14 protein-coding genes and 1 tRNA gene are annotated in these 18821 nt (G+C 68.9%); 4 read left to right on the top strand and 11 right to left on the bottom strand.

Annotated elements, in window-relative coordinates; translation table 11 throughout:
* Nucleotide 1: 1 nt before the first annotated feature.
* The 5 genes from pth to AC1D2F_RS08265 form a co-directional block, all read right to left on the bottom strand.
* Nucleotides 2-589, bottom strand: a complete 588-nt coding sequence (gene pth / locus AC1D2F_RS08245; protein WP_229995026.1) for an aminoacyl-tRNA hydrolase — start codon at nucleotides 587-589, stop codon at nucleotides 2-4.
* A gap of 157 nt (nucleotides 590-746) precedes the next feature.
* Complete coding sequence (locus tag AC1D2F_RS08250) at nucleotides 747-1346, bottom strand: 50S ribosomal protein L25/general stress protein Ctc (RefSeq protein ID WP_476966533.1); 600 nt, start codon at nucleotides 1344-1346, stop codon at nucleotides 747-749.
* A gap of 261 nt (nucleotides 1347-1607) precedes the next feature.
* Nucleotides 1608-2588, bottom strand: a complete 981-nt coding sequence (locus AC1D2F_RS08255) for a ribose-phosphate diphosphokinase (protein WP_026537748.1) — start codon at nucleotides 2586-2588, stop codon at nucleotides 1608-1610.
* A 5-nt stretch (nucleotides 2589-2593) separates the two neighbouring features.
* Nucleotides 2594-4099, bottom strand: coding sequence for a bifunctional UDP-N-acetylglucosamine diphosphorylase/glucosamine-1-phosphate N-acetyltransferase GlmU (glmU, locus tag AC1D2F_RS08260; RefSeq protein ID WP_476966534.1), 1506 nt, complete (start codon nucleotides 4097-4099; stop codon nucleotides 2594-2596).
* 42 nt (nucleotides 4100-4141) lie between these two features.
* Nucleotides 4142-4213: transfer RNA gene (locus tag AC1D2F_RS08265), tRNA-Gln, on the bottom strand.
* Nucleotides 4214-4543: 330 nt separating this feature from the next.
* On the opposite strand from AC1D2F_RS08265, the gene AC1D2F_RS08270 reads away from it, so the two are divergent.
* Nucleotides 4544-5143, top strand: coding sequence for a TetR/AcrR family transcriptional regulator (locus tag AC1D2F_RS08270; protein ID WP_229995035.1), 600 nt, complete (start codon nucleotides 4544-4546; stop codon nucleotides 5141-5143).
* Nucleotides 5144-5626: 483 nt separating this feature from the next.
* Here the strand turns inward: AC1D2F_RS08270 and AC1D2F_RS08275 are convergent, their stop codons facing one another.
* The 5 genes from AC1D2F_RS08275 to AC1D2F_RS08295 all read right to left on the bottom strand — a co-directional run bounded on the left by AC1D2F_RS08275 (nucleotide 5627) and on the right by AC1D2F_RS08295 (nucleotide 11952).
* Entirely contained in the window at nucleotides 5627-7456 is a 1830-nt protein-coding gene (locus AC1D2F_RS08275; RefSeq protein WP_364747255.1) for an ABC-F family ATP-binding cassette domain-containing protein, read from the bottom strand.
* A gap of 59 nt (nucleotides 7457-7515) precedes the next feature.
* A complete protein-coding gene (locus tag AC1D2F_RS08280) occupies nucleotides 7516-8478 on the bottom strand; it encodes a 4-(cytidine 5'-diphospho)-2-C-methyl-D-erythritol kinase (RefSeq protein WP_229995022.1) in 963 nt (320 codons plus the stop codon).
* A gap of 81 nt (nucleotides 8479-8559) precedes the next feature.
* Complete coding sequence (rsmA, locus tag AC1D2F_RS08285) at nucleotides 8560-9399, bottom strand: 16S rRNA (adenine(1518)-N(6)/adenine(1519)-N(6))-dimethyltransferase RsmA (RefSeq protein ID WP_414645536.1); 840 nt, start codon at nucleotides 9397-9399, stop codon at nucleotides 8560-8562.
* Nucleotides 9400-9614: 215 nt separating this feature from the next.
* On the bottom strand, nucleotides 9615-10760 hold the full coding sequence (locus tag AC1D2F_RS08290; protein WP_229995020.1) for a transglycosylase family protein: 1146 nt from the start codon (nucleotides 10758-10760) through the stop codon (nucleotides 9615-9617).
* A 304-nt stretch (nucleotides 10761-11064) separates the two neighbouring features.
* Nucleotides 11065-11952 carry a TatD family hydrolase gene (locus AC1D2F_RS08295; protein ID WP_364747249.1) on the bottom strand — a complete coding sequence of 296 codons (888 nt, stop codon included), beginning with the start codon at nucleotides 11950-11952 and terminating at the stop codon, nucleotides 11065-11067.
* Nucleotides 11953-12129: 177 nt separating this feature from the next.
* On the opposite strand from AC1D2F_RS08295, the gene AC1D2F_RS08300 reads away from it, so the two are divergent.
* From AC1D2F_RS08300 to AC1D2F_RS08310, 3 genes are read left to right on the top strand one after another with little or no spacing between them, the layout of a single operon-like run.
* Complete coding sequence (locus AC1D2F_RS08300; protein ID WP_364747247.1) at nucleotides 12130-13278, top strand: AAA family ATPase; 1149 nt, start codon at nucleotides 12130-12132, stop codon at nucleotides 13276-13278.
* A gap of 14 nt (nucleotides 13279-13292) precedes the next feature.
* A complete protein-coding gene (locus AC1D2F_RS08305; RefSeq protein ID WP_229995981.1) occupies nucleotides 13293-14777 on the top strand; it encodes a DUF58 domain-containing protein in 1485 nt (494 codons plus the stop codon).
* Nucleotides 14774-17305: a transglutaminase TgpA family protein gene (locus AC1D2F_RS08310; RefSeq protein WP_476966535.1), complete on the top strand. Its 2532-nt coding sequence runs from the start codon at nucleotides 14774-14776 to the stop codon at nucleotides 17303-17305. The genes AC1D2F_RS08305 and AC1D2F_RS08310 overlap by 4 nt, the downstream gene beginning before the upstream one ends.
* Nucleotides 17306-17314: 9 nt before the next feature.
* On the opposite strand, the gene AC1D2F_RS08315 is transcribed toward AC1D2F_RS08310, so the two are convergent.
* Nucleotides 17315-18814, bottom strand: a complete 1500-nt coding sequence (locus AC1D2F_RS08315; RefSeq protein ID WP_364747243.1) for an NAD-dependent succinate-semialdehyde dehydrogenase — start codon at nucleotides 18812-18814, stop codon at nucleotides 17315-17317.
* Nucleotides 18815-18821 lie beyond the last annotated feature (7 nt).

Genomic DNA, 18821 nt, shown 5'->3' on the forward strand with positions numbered 1-18821 from the left:
TCTAAGGGGCCTTGGCCGGGTGGAATTTTTGCTGGGCGGCGAGCAGACCGTCCCTGACCAGGACTTCGACGGCGTCGGCCGCTGAGTCGATGAGGAAGGGCAGTTCCTTCTTCTCCGGGGCGGAAAAATCGCGCAGGACGAAGTCCGCAGTCTCCATCCGGCCGGGCGGACGCCCGACGCCCACCCGCACGCGCAGGTAGTCCTTGGTGGCCAGGGCCTTGGAGATGTCCCTGAGTCCGTTGTGGCCGCCTTCGCCGCCGCCGATCTTGAGCCGCACGGTGTCGAAGGGGATGTCGATCTCGTCGTGGACGGCAATGACGTGGTCGGGGTCGATGCCGTAGAACTGGGCCAGGGCCGAGACGGGGCCACCGGAGACGTTCATGTAGGACAGCGGCTTGGCCAGCACGATCCGGGGTCCGCCGATGCCCAGGCGCCCTTCGAGGACCTGGGCGCGCGACTTGTGCGACTTGAAGCCGCCGCCGACGCGGGAGGCGAGTTCGTCCAGGACCATCTGGCCGACGTTGTGCCGGTTGTGGCTGTACTCGGATCCGGGGTTGCCAAGGCCTACGATCAGCCAGGTGTCGGTCATGGATCAGTCCTTCGGTGGGACGCGGCAGGGTGGGACGGTCAGGCGGGACGTGTCAGGCGGGGCCGCCGGCTCCGGGCTGCGGCGTGGGATACGACGACGTCAGAGACGACGGCGGCCGGGCCCCAGAGGGACCCGGCCACCGGTAAAATCGCCGGAATTACTCGGCTGCTGCTTCGGCTGACGGGGCAGCCGCTTCGCCCTCTTCGCCCTCTTCGACGTTTTCGACAGACTCGGAGATGTTGACAACGAGTGCTTCGGGGTCGGCCAGCAGGGTGGAGCCCTTCGGCAGGACGAGGTCGGAAGCGTGGATGTGCTCGCCGGCGCTGCGGCCTTCGATGCTGACCTCGATGGCGGTCGGCAGGTGGGTTGCCTCGGCCTCGAGGGAGACGGTGGTCATTTCCAGGTTGTGGACGTTGCCCGGAGCCAGTTCGCCACTGAGGTGGACGGGCACGTCAACGGTGACCTTCTCGCCGGTGCGGACGGTCAGCAGGTCGAGGTGCTCGATGATCTGCTTGATCGGGTTGCGCTGGATGTCCTTGACGAGGGCCAGGTGCTGCTCGCCGTTGATGTCCAGGGTCAGCAGGGCGTTGGCGGTGCGGACAGCCAGGGTGGTGGCTTTCGCCGGCAGGGTGATGTGGATCGGCTCTGCGCCGTGGCCGTAAATGACAGCCGGGATCAGGTTGGCCATGCGGGCGCGGCGGGCGAAGCCCTTGCCGAATTCGGTGCGGACTTCTGCTGCGAGCTTGTGCTCAGACATGGATATCTCCTCGTGGGATTTCAAGCTGTGGGACTAAACGGTGTTCAGCAAGGGCGGAGGTCTGTTTGCGACCTTCAACGCCGGGCTGCTGTGCAGCTGCCCTTCAGAAGGAGATTCAGACCCAGTCGATAACGGAGACCAGCGGCCGGTTGCCCGTATATACGGAATATACGGATACCGGCGCTCTCCCTCGCCAAGGTTTCGGTACAAGGCTACCAGCGCAGGGCCCGGTTTCTAAATCCGGGCCCTGCGCCGGCCGGCTCAGGCCTGGCCGTCGAACAGGCTGGTGACGGAGCCGTCGTCGAACACTTCGCGGATGGCGCGGGCGATCAGCGGTGCGATGGACAGCACGGTCAGCTGCGGGAAGCGCTTGTCCGGGGTGATCGGCAGGGTGTTGGTGACCACTACCTCGCGGGCGCCGGATTCGGACAGCCGGCGGGCTGCCGGATCGGAGAACACCGCGTGGGTCGCGGCGATGATGACATCCTTGGCGCCGGCGTTCTTGAGCACCTGGACGGCGCCGGAGATGGTTCCGCCGGTATCGATCATGTCATCGATCAGGACGCAGGTGCGGCCTTCGATCTGGCCGACGACCGTCTTGGAGACGGCCTGGTTGGGCACGGTGAGGTCCCGGCTCTTGTGCACGAAGGCCAGCGGCGCGCCGCCGAGGCGCTCGGCCCACTGCTCGGCGACGCGGACGCGACCGGTGTCCGGCGAGACGACCGTGACCTTGTCCGAGCCGACGCGGGTGCGGATGTAGTCGGCCAGGAGCGGGATGGCCATGAGGTGGTCCACGGGGCCGTCGAAGAAGCCCTGGATCTGCGAGGTGTGCAGGTCCACGCTCATGATGCGGTCGGCGCCGGCGGTCTTGTACAGATCGGCGACGAGGCGTGCCGAGATCGGCTCGCGGCCGCGGCCCTTCTTGTCCTGGCGGGCGTAGGGGTAGAACGGGGACACGACGGTGATGCGCTTGGCGGAGGCCCGCTTGAGCGAATCGATCATGATCAGCTGTTCCATGAGCCAGTTGTTCAACGGGGCCGGGTGGGCCTGGATCACGAAGGCGTCGGTGCCTCGGACACTCTCGCCGGCCCGCACGTAGATCTCGCCGTTGGCGAAGTCGTAGGCGTCCAGGGGCAGCAGTTCGGTGCCCAGCTCCTTCGCGATCTCCTTCGCCAGCTCAGGGTGCGCGCGCCCCGCGGCCAGCACCAGCTTCTTCTCGCCGTGTGCCGTAATTTCGCTCATGATTGCTAGCCCTCTTCTGTCGGTGCCGGAGTAGTGGAGGATGTTGGGGCGACGCCCACGGCGCCGGCGGACACGGCGCCGGCGGACTCCGCCAGGGCGGCGGAGACGGAACCGGGGCGGTTGGCCGGGACCCAGCCTTCGGAGTTCCGCTGCCTGGCCAGGGAGACGACAAGGGCCCCGGCCGGGACGTCCTGGCGGATGATCGCGCCGGCACCGCTGTAGGCGCCGTCGCCCACGCGGACGGGGGCGACGAACACGGTATTGGAACCGGTGCGCACACCCGAGCCGATCACCGTGCGGTGCTTCTTTTCGCCGTCGTAGTTGGCGGTGATGTTGCCGCAGCCGATGTTGGTGTCCTCGCCGATTTCCGCGTCCCCGGCATAGCCGAGGTGGGACAGCTTGGAGCCGCGGCCGATCGTGACGTTCTTGGTTTCGTAGAACGCGCCGATCTTGCCGGTCTCGCCCAGGACGGTGCCGGGGCGCAGGTAGGTGAAGGGGCCCACGCTGGCGCGCGGACCGATCGTGGAGCCGAAGCCGTGCGTGCGGATCACCTTCGCGCCCGCCCCCACGGTGACGTCGGTCAGCGTGGTGTCCGGGCCGACGACGGCGTCGCGCGCCACCGTGGTGGCACCGTGCAGCTGCGTGTTGGGCAGGAGGCGGACGTCCTCGTCGAGCGTCACCGTGGCGTCGATCCACGTGGTGGCGGGATCCACGACCGTCACACCGGCGCGCATCCAGGCTTCGATGATGCGGCGGTTGTGTTCGGCTCCGAGCGCCGAGAGCTGGACGCGGTCGTTGGCGCCCTCTACCTGCCAGCGGTCTTCGGTGACGACGGCGGCGACGCGGCCGCCCGCGGCGCGGGCCAGGGCCAGGACATCGGTGAGGTACTTCTCGCCCTGGGCGTTGTCCGTGGTGACGTGGACCAGCGCGTCGCGGAGCACGGCGGCGTCGAAGGCGTAGATGCCGGAGTTGACCTCACGGATTTCGCGTTCGGTGCTGGTGGCGTCCTTGTGCTCGCGGATTCCCGTGACGGTTCCGTCGTCGGCACGGAGGATGCGACCGTAGCCGGTGGCGTCCTCGAGCACGGCGGTCAGGACGGTGACGGCGTTGCCCTCGACCTCGTGGGCGGCGACGAGTTCGGCGAGCAGTTCGCCGGTGAGCAGGGGGACGTCGCCGTACGTGACAACGACTGTGCCGCACAACGGGCCTTCGGCGTCGAGCGCTTCCAGTGCGACTTCGACCGCACGGCCGGTGCCGGGCACATCATCCTGGTCCACGATCAGGGCTTGTGGATCGAGGGCGGAGACGTGCGCGGCCACGCGGTCGCGTTCATGCCGAACCACGAGGGCCAGTTCGCGGGGGTGGATACTGCGGGCGGCCTGGAGCGCGTGGCCGACCAGGGAGCGGCCGCCGATCTCATGGAGAATTTTTGGGGTACGGGATTTCATCCGGGTACCGGCCCCTGCAGCTAGGACAATCACGGCGGCTGGGCCAGTGTTCTCGGGGCTCACGTATTGGCTCTCCTTGCTTGGTTGCGCAGTGTGTCTCGCCAGTTCCGCCCATAGGACTCGAACCTATACTCCACGGCTCCAAAGGCCGGGGTGCTGCCATTACACCAGAGCGGACCGTGCCGGGCTTGACCTGTGGCACGAGAACCAATTCTGCCACGAAGGTTGACGCTCGTGCGACTCAGCGCCGCGAGAAGGGCGGCGGGCCGGTGCGGTGGCGGGGGCCGGTGACGGCCCGGTGCGGCCCGACGCAGCCGCGTGCGGCGGCACCGTAGGGCGGCTGGCCGGTGCGGGCGGCCCGTGCGGGGGCGGGTGCGGGGGCGGGGCCGGCCCCGCCGGTCGGTAGGGCATGATGGTGCAGTGATCAAGAGTGCAGGGGCATCCAGCGGGGCGGACGGCGGCAACGGCAGGCCCGCGCGTGCCCCCGGCCACGTTGCCCGGCCCCGTATGACGGGCCCGCAGCGGCGCACGCAGTTGATCGGTATCGGCCGGGGGCTTTTCGCTGTCCGCGGCCTGGACGGCACCACCATCGAGGAAATCGCCGCCTCCGCGGGCGTCTCCAAACCGGTGATCTACGAGCACTTCGGCTCCAAGGAAGGCCTGTATACGCAGGTGGTGGAAAAGGAGTTCCACATCCTGCTGGCCTCCATCAACGATGCCCTGGCCGAGGACGCCAAGCCGCGCGTCCTCGTGGAACGGGCCGCCCTTGCCCTGCTGACCTACATCGAGGACCGGACCGACGGCTTCCGCATCCTCATGCGCGACGCACCGCCGCCCCAGCCGGAACGGGCGTTCTCCACGCTGCTCTCGCAGGTGGCGGCCAGGGTGGAGCACATCCTCGAGGATGAGCTCGCCCGCCGCGGCTTCAGCCCCGCGGACGGGGCCATGTACGCCCAGATGCTCGTGGGGATGGTCGCGATGACGGGCCAGTGGTGGCAGGACAGCCGCACCCCGGACAAACGCGAAGTCGCCGCGCACCTCGTGAACCTGGCCTGGAATGGCCTGACCGGGCTGCAGAAGGATCCGGGTCTCCGCAGCCAGGACTGAATCCCAGGGGCTGGTGGGACTCGTTCGCTGCCACGGGACATGCTCAGCGCTGGTCACGAGGAATGGACATAACACCAACATGCCCATCCCTGAGGCGGCCCGAGGGACATGACCTGCGGGATTCACGCGCTCCGCGGGACATGCTCAGCGCTGGTCACGAGGAATGGACATAACACCAACATGCCCATCCTTGGGGCGAGCCGAGGGACATGACCTGCAGGAATCACGCGCTCCGCGGGACATGCTCAGTGCTGGTCACGAGGAATGGACATAACACCAACATGCTCATCCTTGGCCCGTGCCAAGGGACATGTCCTGGGTGTTTTCAAGGCTGCAAAGGACATGTCCAGTGTTGGCCTGCTCACTGGGACATGTCCCGTGGGAGTCACACGCTCCGAGGGGCATGTCCAGCCGTGCCCGAACACACTGAGCATGTCCAGCCGTGGCCGAGCACACTGGGCATGTCCCGCGGCAGCCGGGAGACTACTCCCCCAGCACTTCCAGGGCCTCGAGCCATTCGAGTTCGAGGGCTTCGCGTTCCCCGGCGAGTTCCTGGAGTTTCGCGTTGAGCGCGGCGAGCTGGTCGAACTTGCTGGCGTCCCCGGCCCCGGCCGTCATCTGGGCGTGGATCTTGTCTTCCTGCTGCTTGAGTTTGCCCAGCTGGCGGTCGATCCGGTTCTTGGCCTTGCGGGCGTCGCGCTTTTCACCCTCCGAAGGGCCGCCGGCGGCCGGCGCGGCACCCCCGCCGGAGGAGGTGACGGGGTTCCCGCCGCCGGTGATCGTGGAGCCGGCGAGGGCTCCTTCGCGCAATTCGAGGTACTGGTCAACGCCGCGCGGGAGGGCGCGGATCTTGCCGTCGCCCAGGAGCGCCATCTGGTGGTCCGTGACGCGCTCCAGCAAGTACCGGTCGTGGCTGACCACAACAAGCGTGCCCGGCCAGCCGTCGAGCACGTCTTCGACGGCGGCGAGGGTATCGGTGTCGAGGTCGTTGGTCGGCTCGTCAAGCATCAGCACGTTCGGCTCCCCCACGAGCAGGCGCAGGAGCTGCAGCCGGCGGCGTTCGCCACCGGAGAGGTCCCTGACCGGGGTCCACTGCTTCTCGTTGGTGAAGCCAAGCTGCTCCACGAGCTGGCCGGCGGTGAATTCCTTGCCGCCGACGTTGAAGGAGCGCTTTTCACGCTCGATCACTTCGATCACGCGCAGGTCCGAGACGTCGTCGAGTTCCTTGACCTCCTGGGTGAGGACCGCGGTGACCACCGTCTTGCCGCGCTTGACCTTGCCGGAGGTGGGCTGGATCTCGCCGTTGAGGAGCTTCAGCAGGGTGGTCTTGCCGGCGCCGTTGACGCCCACGAGGCCCAGCCGCTCGCCCGGGGCAAGCCGCAGGGTGATGTTGTCGAAGAGCTTCTGCCCGGCATCGCCGCCGAGGAAGTCCAGCGAGACGTTCTCAAGGTCCAGGACGTCCTTGCCGAGCCGGGCCGTGGCCATCTTGCTCAGCGCCGTCGAGTCGCGCGGCTCGGGGACGTCGGCGATCAGGGCGTTGGCTGCCTCGATCCGGAATTTGGGCTTGGCGGTGCGGGCCGGCGCACCGCGGCGGAGCCAGGCGAGCTCCTTCTTCACGAGCTGCTGGCGCTTGCTTTCGACCACGGAAGCGGAGCGGTCACGTTCGGCGCGGGCCAGCACGTAGGCTGCGTAGCCGCCGTCGAACGGGTCCATGATGCCGTCGTGGATTTCCCAGGTCTTGGTGCAGACCTCATCGAGGAACCAGCGGTCGTGGGTGACCACGAGGAAGGCGCCCTGGTTGGCCCGCCAGCGCGTCTTCAGGTGCCGGGACAGCCACGCGACGCCTTCGACGTCGAGGTGGTTGGTGGGTTCGTCGAGCATGATGACGTCGTGGTCCTCGATCAGCAGCTTGGCCAGCGCCACGCGCCGCTTCTGCCCGCCGGAGAGCGCATGGACGTTGGCGTGCCAGTCGACGTCGGACACCAGGCCGCCCATGACTTCGCGGATCTGGGGATTGCGGGCCCATTCATAGTCGGCCTGGTCCCCAACAATCGCGGCGCCGACGGTGAGGTCGCCGTCGAGCACGTCGCTCTGGTCCAGGTAGCCGATGTTGACCTCGCTGCGCTTGGTCACCCGGCCGGAGTCCGGAGTGGAGCGCATGGCCAGCAGCCGCATAAGGGTCGACTTGCCGTCGCCGTTGCGGCCCACCATGCCGATCCGGTCTCCCTCTTCAAGGCCGAGGGTAATGCCATTGAGGACGGTACGGGTTGCATACGAAACCGTGAGGTTCTCGCCGCCGAGCAGGTGTGCCACAGGGAACTGCTTTCTTAGGTGTATCGGTGAAGTAATGCGGTGGGGAGCTCGAAAAGCTCCTAAAGGAGCGTATCGGAGATGATGCGGGCCCCGTGCACCGGGCCGTGCACGGCCAGGGCGTCGAAACTGTGGTGGCGGAGCTCTTCGGCGAGCCCGGCCGCGGCAGCGGGGCTGTGCGCGAGGAACGCGACCGTGGGTCCGGAGCCGGAGACGATTCCCGCGATCGCACCGCAGGCCTCCCCGCGCCCCAGGGTCTCGCGCAGGCCCGGGGCGAGCTCGATCGAGGCACGCTGCAGGTCGTTGACCAGGACACGGCTCAGGGCGTCGGCGTCGCCGGTGCGCAGTGCCGTGATGACGCCGGGATCCACGGCTTCCGGTTCGTCCACCGCCGCGCCCTCGGCCGCGCGCAGCCGGTCCAGGGTCCGGAAAACCTCCGGGGTGGACAGGCCGAAGTCGGCGGTGACGAGGACCCAGTCGGTCTGGGCCTTGACGAGGGCCGGCGAGAGGTCGTCGCCCACGCCCAGCCCGACGGCGGTGCCGCCGAGCAGCGCGAAGGGGACGTCTGCGCCGAGTTCGGCGGCCAGGTGGGCCAGCTCGTCGCGGGACAGGCCGCTGTTCCACAAGGCGTCGCAGGCCAGCAAGGTGGCGGCGGCGTCGGCGGACCCGCCGCCCATCCCGCCGGCCACGGGCACCCGCTTGGTGATCTCCAGGTGGACACCGGTGGAGTGCTCCGAGACGTCGGCCATGATGGCTGCCGCCTTGTAAGCCAGGTTGCGGTGATCGAGCGGGATGTCCACGCCGTCAAGATCCAGAGTGCTCGCGGAACTGATGCTGACGGTGATCTCGCCGGTATCGGTGCTGGTGGCCGCGACTTCTTCGTAGAGTGAGACGGCCAGGTAGACGCTGGCAACTGAGTGGTAGCCGTCCGGGCGCAACGGCCCTACGTCCAGTGAGACGTTGACCTTGCCTGGAGCCTTGACTCGAACAGTCCTCGCGGCAAAGCGCCCTCTCACTGCGTTCATGGCTCCACGCTATGGCATCGCGGCCCGCGCTCCAAGCACGGAACAGCTCCCAGGGGAACTCATCAGGAGCTCAGAACGACTTCAGGCGACCGGCTGCGTGTGGGCTTCGGCGATTCTAGCGAACGCCGCAATGTCGATCACTTCACCGCGGGCGGTCGGGTCGACGCCGGCGGCCCGCAGGCAGCGTTCGGCCTCGGCGGCGCTGCCCGCCCAACCGGCCAGGGCGGCCCGGAGCGTCTTGCGGCGCTGCGCGAAGGCGGCGTCAATCACGGCGAAGACCTGCTCCCTGGTGGCAGTCGTGACGGGGGGCTCCCGGCGCGTGAAGGCGACGAGTCCGGAATGGATTTTGGGTGCAGGCCAGAAGACGTTCATGCCGATCACGCCGGCCTTGCGCATGCTGCTGTACCAGGCGGCCTTGACCGAAGGCACGCCGTAGGTCTTGGAACCGGGCCCGGCCGCGAGGCGGTCGGCGACTTCATCCTGGACCATGACCAGGCCGTGCTGCAGGCTCGGGAAGCGCTGCAGGAGGTGCAGCACCACGGGAACGGCAACGTTGTAGGGAAGATTCGCCACGAGCGCGGTCGGCTCGACGGGCAGCTCGGTGACCCTCATGGCATCGGCCAGGACGAGGTGGAAATTCCCAACGGCGTCCGGCCGCCACTGGCCCACCGTGGCCGGCAGGCGCCCGGCGAGGACCGGATCGATCTCGACGGCGACCACGCTCCGGGCGGCGTCCAGCAGGCCAAGGGTGAGCGAGCCGAGGCCAGGACCGACTTCCAGCACGGTCTCGTCGGCCCGGATGTCAGCGGTGTTTACGATCCGCCGGATGGTGTTGCCGTCAATGACGAAGTTCTGGCCGAGGGTCTTCGTGGGCCGCACGCCGATTTCTTCTGCCAGCCGGCGGATATCGGAGGCACCCATCAGCGGTGCGGGCGCCGCTCCGGGCAGGCTTTCGGGGGCGGAGGGGCTCGGTTCAGTCACCTAGGTATCCTATCCCGGCGCGGGTACGCCGCAGGCCGGGTCCGGAGCGAATCCGGACCCGGCCTGTGCGGTCCCCTGGCTGTGGTCGGCAGCCGCGGAGTCGGGCGGGCAGCAGCCGGCGGTCAGCCGCCGGGCTGGCCTACGGCTCTGGCGTGCTAGCTGGAGGCGGCCCAGCCGCAACCCCAGGGCTGCAGGCCGCGCTGCGCGTAGACGCGGTTGGCGATGTCGATCTGCTGGGCCTTGGTGGCCGCAGCGGCGTTCGGGGCGTAGGCGCCGCCGCCGGAGCCGAGCCAGGTCCTAACGTCGAACTGCAGGCCTCCGTAGTAGCCGTTGCCGGAGTTGATGGACCAGTTGCCGCCGGATTCGCACTGCGCGATCTTGTCCCACATGCCCTGGTTCATCATGGCGGGGGCGGACGCGCCGGTGTTGGCGGCCGGCGTGGGCTTTTCCTTCGTGCCGACGGTCACCTTTTCGGTGACGGGCTGGGCGCTGACGGTCTCGGACACCAGGGTCCGGGAAGCTTCGCGGCCGTCCACGAGGACCAGCTTGAAGCTCTTGCTGGTGGTGCCGGCGACGCCGGCCTGGGTGACCGTCTTCTCACCCTTGAACATGTCCGCGCTCTCGGTGGTGAGTGTTTCGAAGGCAACGGGCTCGGTGGTGTTGGCCGTCTTGCTGACGTCGACGCGGGAGACCTTGATCACCATGTTATTGACCACGGGGGCGTTCCCGGGCTGGGAGACGCGGTCGCTGGCTCCGAGCGAAAGCCCGGCGTCCTCAAGCACCTTGGCCACGGTGGCCGCCGTCGTGGTGGTCGCGGCAGCCTTGCCGTCCGCGACGACGCTCACGGTCTTCGGCGTCGAGATGGAAACGAACGAGCCGGACACGGCGAGCTGGGCGTCCTTGGGCACGGAGACCTGCGAGGCGCTGGCCACGCCGAGTTCGGTCACGAGCCCTTCGACGGTGGGCGAGGTCGTGGAGATGGTCCGCTCGGCGCCGTCCAGGCTGACCTTGACGGCTTTTGCGAGGTTGACGTTGATGACGGACCCGTCCTGCACGTGGGCGTCCACCGAAGGCGAGACCCTGTCGGATGGCTGCAGTTCAACCTTGGCACCCTTGACGACCTCTCCGACGGTTCCGCCGAAGGATTGGACGGAGCTGACTTTACCATCCACGTTGAGTGTGATCGTCTTGTTGTTGCCGACGAAGGCCACGAGGCCCAGCACCAGCGCCACCAGCACCACGAGCTGCGTGCCAACCTTGACGAAACTGAACTTTCCGTCCGATGTGAAGAACTTGACCACAATTGCCCGAATCTCTTGGACCTTCCGGGCACGGGGATAAGTGCACGTGGCCACCCTCCGTGAGCGCGCCAACGGCGGCTCCGGACAGCGTCCGGAGCGTCACGGAAAATGCGTGCACTGCCTCACCCAAAACGAGAGCGCGCATGTGGTTCGTTGGCCACAATGCACGCCCTGCTGGAGTGAAATTATCCGTAGGCCTTCCCCGACCCCGGCTAATAGTTGCCCACTGTAATCGAAGCGTTATAAAGGAGCCAAGAATTTGTGCATACCCGGTATCTATCCCGCGCGGCTGAGAGGGGGCAGTTCAGTCCCAGGATCCGTACGCCCGCACGGTATTGGCGGCGATTTGCGAGCACAGCTCGGATAGCTCAGACCCAGTCACATTGGCCATGGCCCGAACCGTATACGGAACCATGTAGCTCGCGTTCGGGCGGCCGCGATGCGGGTGCGGGGTAAGGAAGGGCGCGTCGGTCTCGACCAGGACCCGGCTCGGCTCCGCGATGGCCAGCGCTGCCCGCAGGTCCGCCGCGTTCTTGAACGTCACGGTTCCGGCGAAGGACATGTACCAGCCCTCAGCGTTGCAGGTCCGGGCGAGGGCCTCGTCGCCGGAAAAGCAGTGGAAGACCACGCGCTCCGGGGCCCCCTCGTCGCGCAACACCTGGACGACGTCGTCGTGGGCGTCGCGGTCATGGATTTGCAGCGTCAGTCCGAGCCGTTTGGCGATGTCGATATGGCGGCGGAACGAATAGCGCTGGTGGGCCAGGCCCTCCCCCTCGGTCCGGAAAAAGTCCAGGCCGGTCTCACCGATCGCCCGGATCCTCGGATGGGCGGCCAGGGCCTCGATCTCGGCCAGGGCGTCCTCGAGTCCGCCGCGCCGGGCATAGCCGGGGGCATCGTTGGGGTGGAGGGCAACTGCGCCCAGGAGCCGGGGGTCAAGGTCAACCGCCTTGACGGTAAACCGGGACGACTCGAGGTCGCAGCCCACTTGCACCGCACCTTGGACGCCCACCGCTGCGGCGGCGTCGAGGGCGTCCCTGATGCCCACGGTGAGCTCCGCGTCGGGAAAGTCCAGATGCGTGTGGTTGTCCATGACCGACACGGGCAGCGGCTCCGGTGCGGGCGGATACCCGCTGCGTCCGGTACCGTCAGTTCCGGGCGCCCGGAACGGGACGGGAGTGAGGGGATTGAGCATTCATCCACCCTAACCGGCGCCCAGAAATCCCCGGAACTCTCTGTCAGGCCCGGCAGTTGTGTTAGTAGTCTGTAAGTACTCTGTTATTTCCCCGTTAGGAAACAGGCGAACGCTGCTGCGGGGTCCGGCGGCCGCTGGCGGTCGGTTCCGGGACCCACCAGGGCTGAAAGGCTGCCGATGGATTACCACCGCACTTCCGTAGACGACATCCTCCCCGAAGGACAGAGACTCCCGGGCCGCCCCGGCCTGGACCCAAACGCAGCCGGACACCGGTCCTCGGCGCCGGCTATGGACGCGGACGCCTTCCACTCAGCCAGCACCCGGATCCTGACGGCCATTAATACGGTCATTGACGGCAAGGCTGAAGCGGCCAAGCTGGCGCTCACCGTGCTCCTTGCCCAGGGCCATCTGCTGCTGGAAGACGTCCCGGGGGTGGGCAAGACGCTGCTGGCCAAGACCCTGGCCCGCACTATCGACTGTTCCGTCAACCGGATCCAGTTCACGCCGGACCTGCTCCCGTCCGACGTCACAGGCGTGTCCATCTACAACCAGGCGACCCGGACCTTCGAGTTCCGGCACGGCGCGGTGTTCGCCAATATCGTCATCGGGGACGAAATCAACCGCGCCTCGGCCAAGACCCAATCAGCCCTCCTGGAGTGCATGGAGGAGCACCAGGTCACGGTGGACGGCACGTCCTACCGGCTGGATGAGCCGTTCATGGTGGTGGCGACGCAGAACCCCATTGAGATGGAGGGCACGTACCCGCTGCCGGAAGCGCAGCGGGACCGCTTCATGGCCCGGATTTCCATGGGCTACCCGGACCGCGAGTCCGAGATGGAGATGCTGGAGACCCATCAGGCATCCTCTCCCCTGGCCCGCGTGACGGCAGTGGTCACCGCGGCGGAAGTGGCCGCCATGATCGCCACGGTGCAGCAGGTCTACGTGTCCCGGTCCATCAAGGAGTACACGGTGGCCGTGGGACGGGCCACGCGCGAAAGCGGGCTTCTCCGGCTCGGCGCAAGCCCGCGGTCCATGCTTCAGCTCCTGCGTGCGGCGAAGGCCACCGCCGCACTGGAGGGCCGGGACTTCGTGCTGCCGGACGACGTCGTCAGCGTCGCCGAAGCGGTGCTCGCCCACAGGATCATCCTCGACCGCAAGGCGGCCAGCGCGGGCGAAACGCCGCAAAGCGTCATCCGGGCCATCATCGCCAAGATCCCCGTCACGCCGGAAGTGACGGCTTCAACCAATGGAACCGGCCGCCCTGGTCGGAAGCAGGCCTCAGCCATGGCAGCCGCGCCCTCACCCAAACTGCCGAATCCGCGCTAGGGCATGGTTCCGCCGTGGCGTTGAGGGATCGGTTCCCCGGACACTTCTTCAGCACCCGCGGCTGGGGCCTGCTCGGAGCGGGTGCGCTGTCCCTGCTGGCCGCGCAGATCATGGGGCGCCGGGATTTGCTGGCGCTGGCCGTACTGCTGCTGGTCCTGCCGGTGCTGGCCCTGGCCGGAACCCGGGTCCTGAAGCCGAGGTTCCAGGTCTACCGCGAATTCAGCCCGTCGCCGGTCGAAACGTCCGCGCGCACCACGGTGCGGCTGGCCGTCGCGCGGACCGGGGCCGGTACAGGCCACGCGATCATGGAGGAACACTTGCCGGCCCGGTTCGGCGAATCCCCGGTCTTCCGTTTCCCGGCCCGTGCGGCCGCCGGCGGCACCAGCCGCTATGAGTACCACCTTCGCTCGGCCCGGCGCGGCCAGTTCCTGATCGGGCCCGTCACGGCGGAGTTCAGCGACCCCTTCGGGCTGTCCTTCCACCGCCATGCGATTGACGACGGCGACCTCCTCACCGTGACGCCCGCCGCTGTGGAGCTCCCCGAGACAGGGCTCGCCGGTGCCCGCGGACACGACGGCGTCACACCCACCCGGGCCCGGGCCAATCCAAGCGACGATGACGTCATGACCCGCGAGTACCGGCACGGGGATCCGCTGCGCCGCGTGCACTGGGCCGCGACCGCCCGGCACGGGTCCCTCATGGTGCGGCAGGAGGAATCCGTCACGACCCCCGAGGCAACGATCATCCTGGAGCAGCGCCTCTCGGCTTTTCCCCACGGCGTGTTTGGCCACAGCGCCCACTCCCCGGGCGGCCACTCGGGGAGCGGGGAGGGCGACGGCCATGACTTGCTGACCTGCGACGCCTTCGAATGGGCTGTCACGGCGGCGATGTCGATCGGCGCGCACCTCGCGGAACGCAACTACTCGCTGCGGTTCCTGGACAGCGCGGGCCGGCCCGCCTTCCGGAATTCTCCGTCCGCTCCCGACCCGGAAGCCGAGGAGTACACCGGAACGGCCGGGCTGCAGTCCATCGCGGAAAGCCTGGCCGCCATCGAACTTTCCGGCCCGCACCACCATCACCACACCCGCCCGCCCCGTGACCGCGCCCAGGGGCCGCGGCCGCAGTCGCGCCCGCAGGAGGCCAAGGCCGGACCCAACGCCCCGCAGGTCTTCGACGACGCCCTGATGGTCAAGCTCTCCGCCCACCGCTTGCGGGGACCGGTCCTGGCGGTCCTGGGCAGCCTGTCCCTGGCCGAGGCCCGGGCGCTGTCGCCGGCAGCCGGGTTCGGGGCGAACGCCTTCGCGCTGCTGGTCACGGACCAGGCACAGGATTCCGGCGAAATGCCCGAGGTACTGGAGGCCTTGCGGCTGGGCGGGTGGCGGGCCGTGGCGGTAACTGCGCGGAGCCCGCTGCCGGATGCATGGGCGGCCTTCGACCAGGCAGACCCGGCGATGTCCTCCGCGGCCGACGTCCGCCGCGGCGTGGGGGGCCGGCCATGACGCTCGCGCCGCACCGCAGCTCCGGATCTGACGCCGGCCCGGCCGGCACGGAAGAACCGACAGTCCTGTCCCCCGGCGTGACGTCCCGGCCGGACGGACCCGGCGCCCAGCCCTGGGTGATGGGGACCGCCGTCGCGGTGGCCGTCGCGGGCGCCGCCCTCGGCTTCAACGGCGTCCTGCGTGGGTGGGCCTGGTACTCCCCGGTGTTCAGTGTCGTCCTCTCCGTCGCGTTCTCCATGGCGGTGCTCCGGTCGCTGCGGGCCCGGACCTGGCTCGTGGCTGCCGGCGGACTGGTGGCGCTCATTGTGGCCCTGACCTTCATTTTCTTCCGGCAGCACAGCATTGCCGGGTTCATTCCGTCGCCGGAGACCATGAATTACCTGGGAAAGTTCCTCCGGCGGGCCAGCGAAACCGTCCTTGCCGAGAGCACCCCGGTGGCCCCCAACGCCGGCATCGTCATGCTGATCTGCGCGGTGCTCGGGCTCCTGGTGATCCTCATCGATGCCCTGGCGTTCCCGCTGGCGCTGCCGGCCACGAGCGGGCTGGGGATCCTGGCAATCCTCGTGGTACCGGCCATGGTCAAGCCGCAAAGCGTGGGAGTGCTGGGGTTCGTGGGCGCCGCCGTCGGGTATCTGCTGATTCTCGGGTGCAGCCACTGGTTCACGCCGGATGCCCGCACCCTGGCCGACACGGCCCGGAACCCCGGGCAGCTCCGGCGCGGCGCGATCACGGCCGCCGCGGCGTTGACCGTCACGCTCCTGCTGCAGCCGGTCATCCCGGGTTTCGACCAGGGCACGTTCCCGCAAGGCTCGCGGCTGAACCCGTTCGGCAGCGCCACCGGCCTGAATCCGATGATCAGCCTGGGCACCAGCCTGCGCAGTCCCTCGGGCGAGGGCCGGATCACCTTCGCCACAAACGCGCCGACGACGCCGTACCTGCGCTCGGTGACGGTGGACAACTTTGACGGCGATTCCTGGTCCCCCGATGACCGGGAGTCCACCCGGCAAACGGGGACCGGCAGGATCGAGTCCGGGCTTGACACCGCCCCGACAGAGCTCCGGGTGATCACGGCCGTCAACACCGGCCAGTACACGAGCCCGTACCTGCCCGCGCCGTATGCGCCGGAAGCGGTCAACGGCCTGACGGGGCGCTGGAGCTGGGATCCTGCGACGCTGAGCATCAAGGGGGTCGACACCAATTCCCGCGACCAGCAGTACCTGGTCACGTCCGTCACTCCGCAGCTCACGGCGGCGCTGTTGGCGCGGGCTTCCGAGCCGGTGCGCGGGATCCCGGAGCACTTCCTGCGGCAACCGTCGAACGTTCCGGAGGTTGTGAGCAGCACGGCCAAGACCGTGACGGCCGGAGCAGCCTCGCCGTATGCGAAGGCCATGGCCATCCAGCGGTACCTGCGCTCCACCGAGTTCGCCTACTCCCTGCAGTCCCCCGTGCAGGGCGGCTACGACGGGAACGGCCTGTCCGTGCTGGCGGACTTCCTGAACCAGAAGAGCGGCTACTGCATTCACTTCGCCTCGGCCATGGCCGTCATGGCCAGGCTGGAGGGCATTCCGAGCAGGATCGCCGTGGGCTACGCCCCGGGACGCCCCACCGGGGCCACGGTGGCGGTCTCGGGCCAAGGTCCGCTTCCGGAGTTCGAGGTCGATGCCCGGGACGCCCATGCCTGGCCGGAGCTCTACTTCCAGGGCGTCGGCTGGGTCGCGTTTGAGCCGACGCCGTCCCGCGGCCTAGTTCCGGCCTACGCCACGGAGGCCTCCTTGCCCAGCGGCGCCAGCACCAACGAACGCAACGACGCCCTGACCCCCGGGGACGGTTCCACCCCGGCACCGTTCCCGGTCCCCGGCACGGTTCCGGCGCCCGGGGCCGGCACGCCGGCGCCCGGGGGCACGCAGGTGGCACAGGCGTTGTACGGCGTTGGTGCGGCGCTGCTGCTGGCACTGCTGGTGGCCACCCCGCGGCTGGTGCGCAGCGGCGTGCGGCGCCGCAGGCTGAGGACGGCGGCCCGCGGCTATCCCGGCGCCACGGCAGGAACGGCCCTGCCGGCCTGGGCGGAACTGCGGGACTTGGCCACGGACTACGGCGTGGCGCCCGGAGCGAGCGAGACGCCGCGGCATTTCTCGGAGCGGTTGCGTGCCTCGGCGGCGTTGGGGGAACCCGACGGCGAGGATGCGCCAGGGCAGCGGGCCGCGGCCGCGCTGACCGAGGACTTTGAACGTGAGCAATACGGCCGCCCGGGCGGCGCCGGGGGTCCGGCGCAGAACGCAGACTCCCCGGATCCGGCCGACTCCGCCGCGGCCAGGATCGCCCTGGTGCAGGCCTCGCTGCGGGCCAACGCGGGGGCACTGGTCCGGCTGCGCGCGGCCTGGCTGCCGCCGTCGGTCATCTCCGACTGGCGGCGGGCCCTCCCGCGGCCCCGCCGGCTCCTCGCCCGCACAGCACAACGCACCCGGCGGGGGCTCGCAGGATCCTGGGGGAAGATCCGCAGCTCCGTCCGCCGGGTGCGTCGCGGTTAGGTTGTGGGCTTAGCCGGCGTACGGGTCGGCGATGCCGATGTACTGGGTGTAGAGGTATTCCTCGATGCCCTCGAGGCCGCCCTCACGGCCCAGGCCGGACTGCTTGACCCCGCCGAACGGTGCCGCGGCGTTGGAGACCACGCCGGCGTTCAGGCCCAGCATGCCGGTCTCGAGCCGTTCGCCCATCCGGATGCCGCGGTTCAGGTCCCGGGTGAAGACGTAGGCCACGAGCCCGTACTCGGTGTTGTTCGCGAGCCGGACGGCCTCGTCCTCGGTGTCGAAGGTGATGATCGGGGCGACGGGTCCGAAGATTTCCTCGGACAGGATCCGGGTGCCCTCGGTCACGCCGGTGAGGATGGTGGGCTGGTAGAAGTAGCCCGGGCCCTCGACCGCGGAACCGCCGGTCACCGCGACCGCGCCGGCAGCGACGGCGTCGGTGACGAGCTCGTGGACCTTGTCCCGGCTCTTCGCATCGATCAGCGGGCCGACCTTGGATTCGGCCTCGGTGCCCCGGGCCGTGGTCATCTGCGCCATCTTCGCGGCGAACTTCTCCGCGAATTCCTGCGCGACGGACTCGTGCACGATGAACCGGTTCGCCGCGGTGCACGCCTCGCCCATGTTCCGCAGCTTCGCCAGCATCGCCCCGGCGACGGCGGCATCGACGTCGGCGTCCCCGAACACCACGAACGGGGCGTTCCCGCCGAGTTCCATCGAGGTCCGCAGCACCGTCTCGGAGGCGTCCGCCAGCAGCCGGCGGCCGACCTCGGTGGAGCCGGTGAAGGACAGCTTGCGCAGGCGCTGGTCCTTGATCAGCGGCCCGGTCGTGGCACCGGCGGTGGAGGTCGGGATGACGTTCAGGACACCGGCGGGCAGCCCGGCCTCGACCATCACTGCCGCGAAGAGCTGCGAGGTCAGCGGGGTCAGGTTCGCGGACTTGAGCACCATCGTGCAGCCGGCCGCGACCGCGGGGGCGATCTTGCGGGTCGCCATCGCGAGCGGGAAGTTCCACGGCGTGATCAGCAGGCACGGGCCCACCGGCTTCTTGGTCACCAGCAGCCGGGACTTCCCGTCCGGGGAGACGGAGTAGCGGCCGAACGCGCGGACGGCCTCCTCGGAGAACCAGCGCAGGAACTCCGCCCCGTAGGTGACCTCTCCGCGGGCCTCGGCCAGCGGCTTGCCCATCTCCAGTGTCATCAGCAGCGCGAAGTCCTCGGCCCGCTCGGTCACGAGCTCAAAGGCGCGGCGCAGGATCTCGCCCCGTTCCCTGGCCGGGACCTTCGCCCAGGACTCCTGCGCGGCAGCGGCCGCGTCCAGGGCCGCCTTGCCGTCCTCGGGACCGGCGTCGGCAATGCTGAGCAGGACCTTCCCGGTGGCAGGGTCCTCGACGTCGAAGGTCTTCCCGGACGCGGCCGGACGCCACTCGCCGTTGATCAGCAGGCCCGTCGGAACGGACGCCAGCAGGGCGCTCTCGCGCTCCGCGGAAACAATAGGCTGGGCAGTTACAGTCACAATGACT

Source organism: Arthrobacter sp. P1_B3 (assembly GCF_056406615.1).

Coding starts and splice junctions, on each gene's coding strand:
- pth (WP_229995026.1), bottom strand. CDS start 589: ATGACCGACACCTGGCTGATCGTAGGCCTTGGCAACCCCGGATCCGAG.
- AC1D2F_RS08250 (WP_476966533.1), bottom strand. CDS start 1,346: ATGTCTGAGCACAAGCTCGCAGCAGAAGTCCGCACCGAATTCGGCAAG.
- AC1D2F_RS08255 (WP_026537748.1), bottom strand. CDS start 2,588: ATGAGCGAAATTACGGCACACGGCGAGAAGAAGCTGGTGCTGGCCGCG.
- AC1D2F_RS08270 (WP_229995035.1), top strand. CDS start 4,544: ATGACGGGCCCGCAGCGGCGCACGCAGTTGATCGGTATCGGCCGGGGG.
- AC1D2F_RS08280 (WP_229995022.1), bottom strand. CDS start 8,478: ATGAACGCAGTGAGAGGGCGCTTTGCCGCGAGGACTGTTCGAGTCAAG.
- rsmA (WP_414645536.1), bottom strand. CDS start 9,399: ATGGGTGCCTCCGATATCCGCCGGCTGGCAGAAGAAATCGGCGTGCGG.
- AC1D2F_RS08295 (WP_364747249.1), bottom strand. CDS start 11,952: ATGCTCAATCCCCTCACTCCCGTCCCGTTCCGGGCGCCCGGAACTGAC.
- AC1D2F_RS08300 (WP_364747247.1), top strand. CDS start 12,130: ATGGATTACCACCGCACTTCCGTAGACGACATCCTCCCCGAAGGACAG.
- AC1D2F_RS08310 (WP_476966535.1), top strand. CDS start 14,774: ATGACGCTCGCGCCGCACCGCAGCTCCGGATCTGACGCCGGCCCGGCC.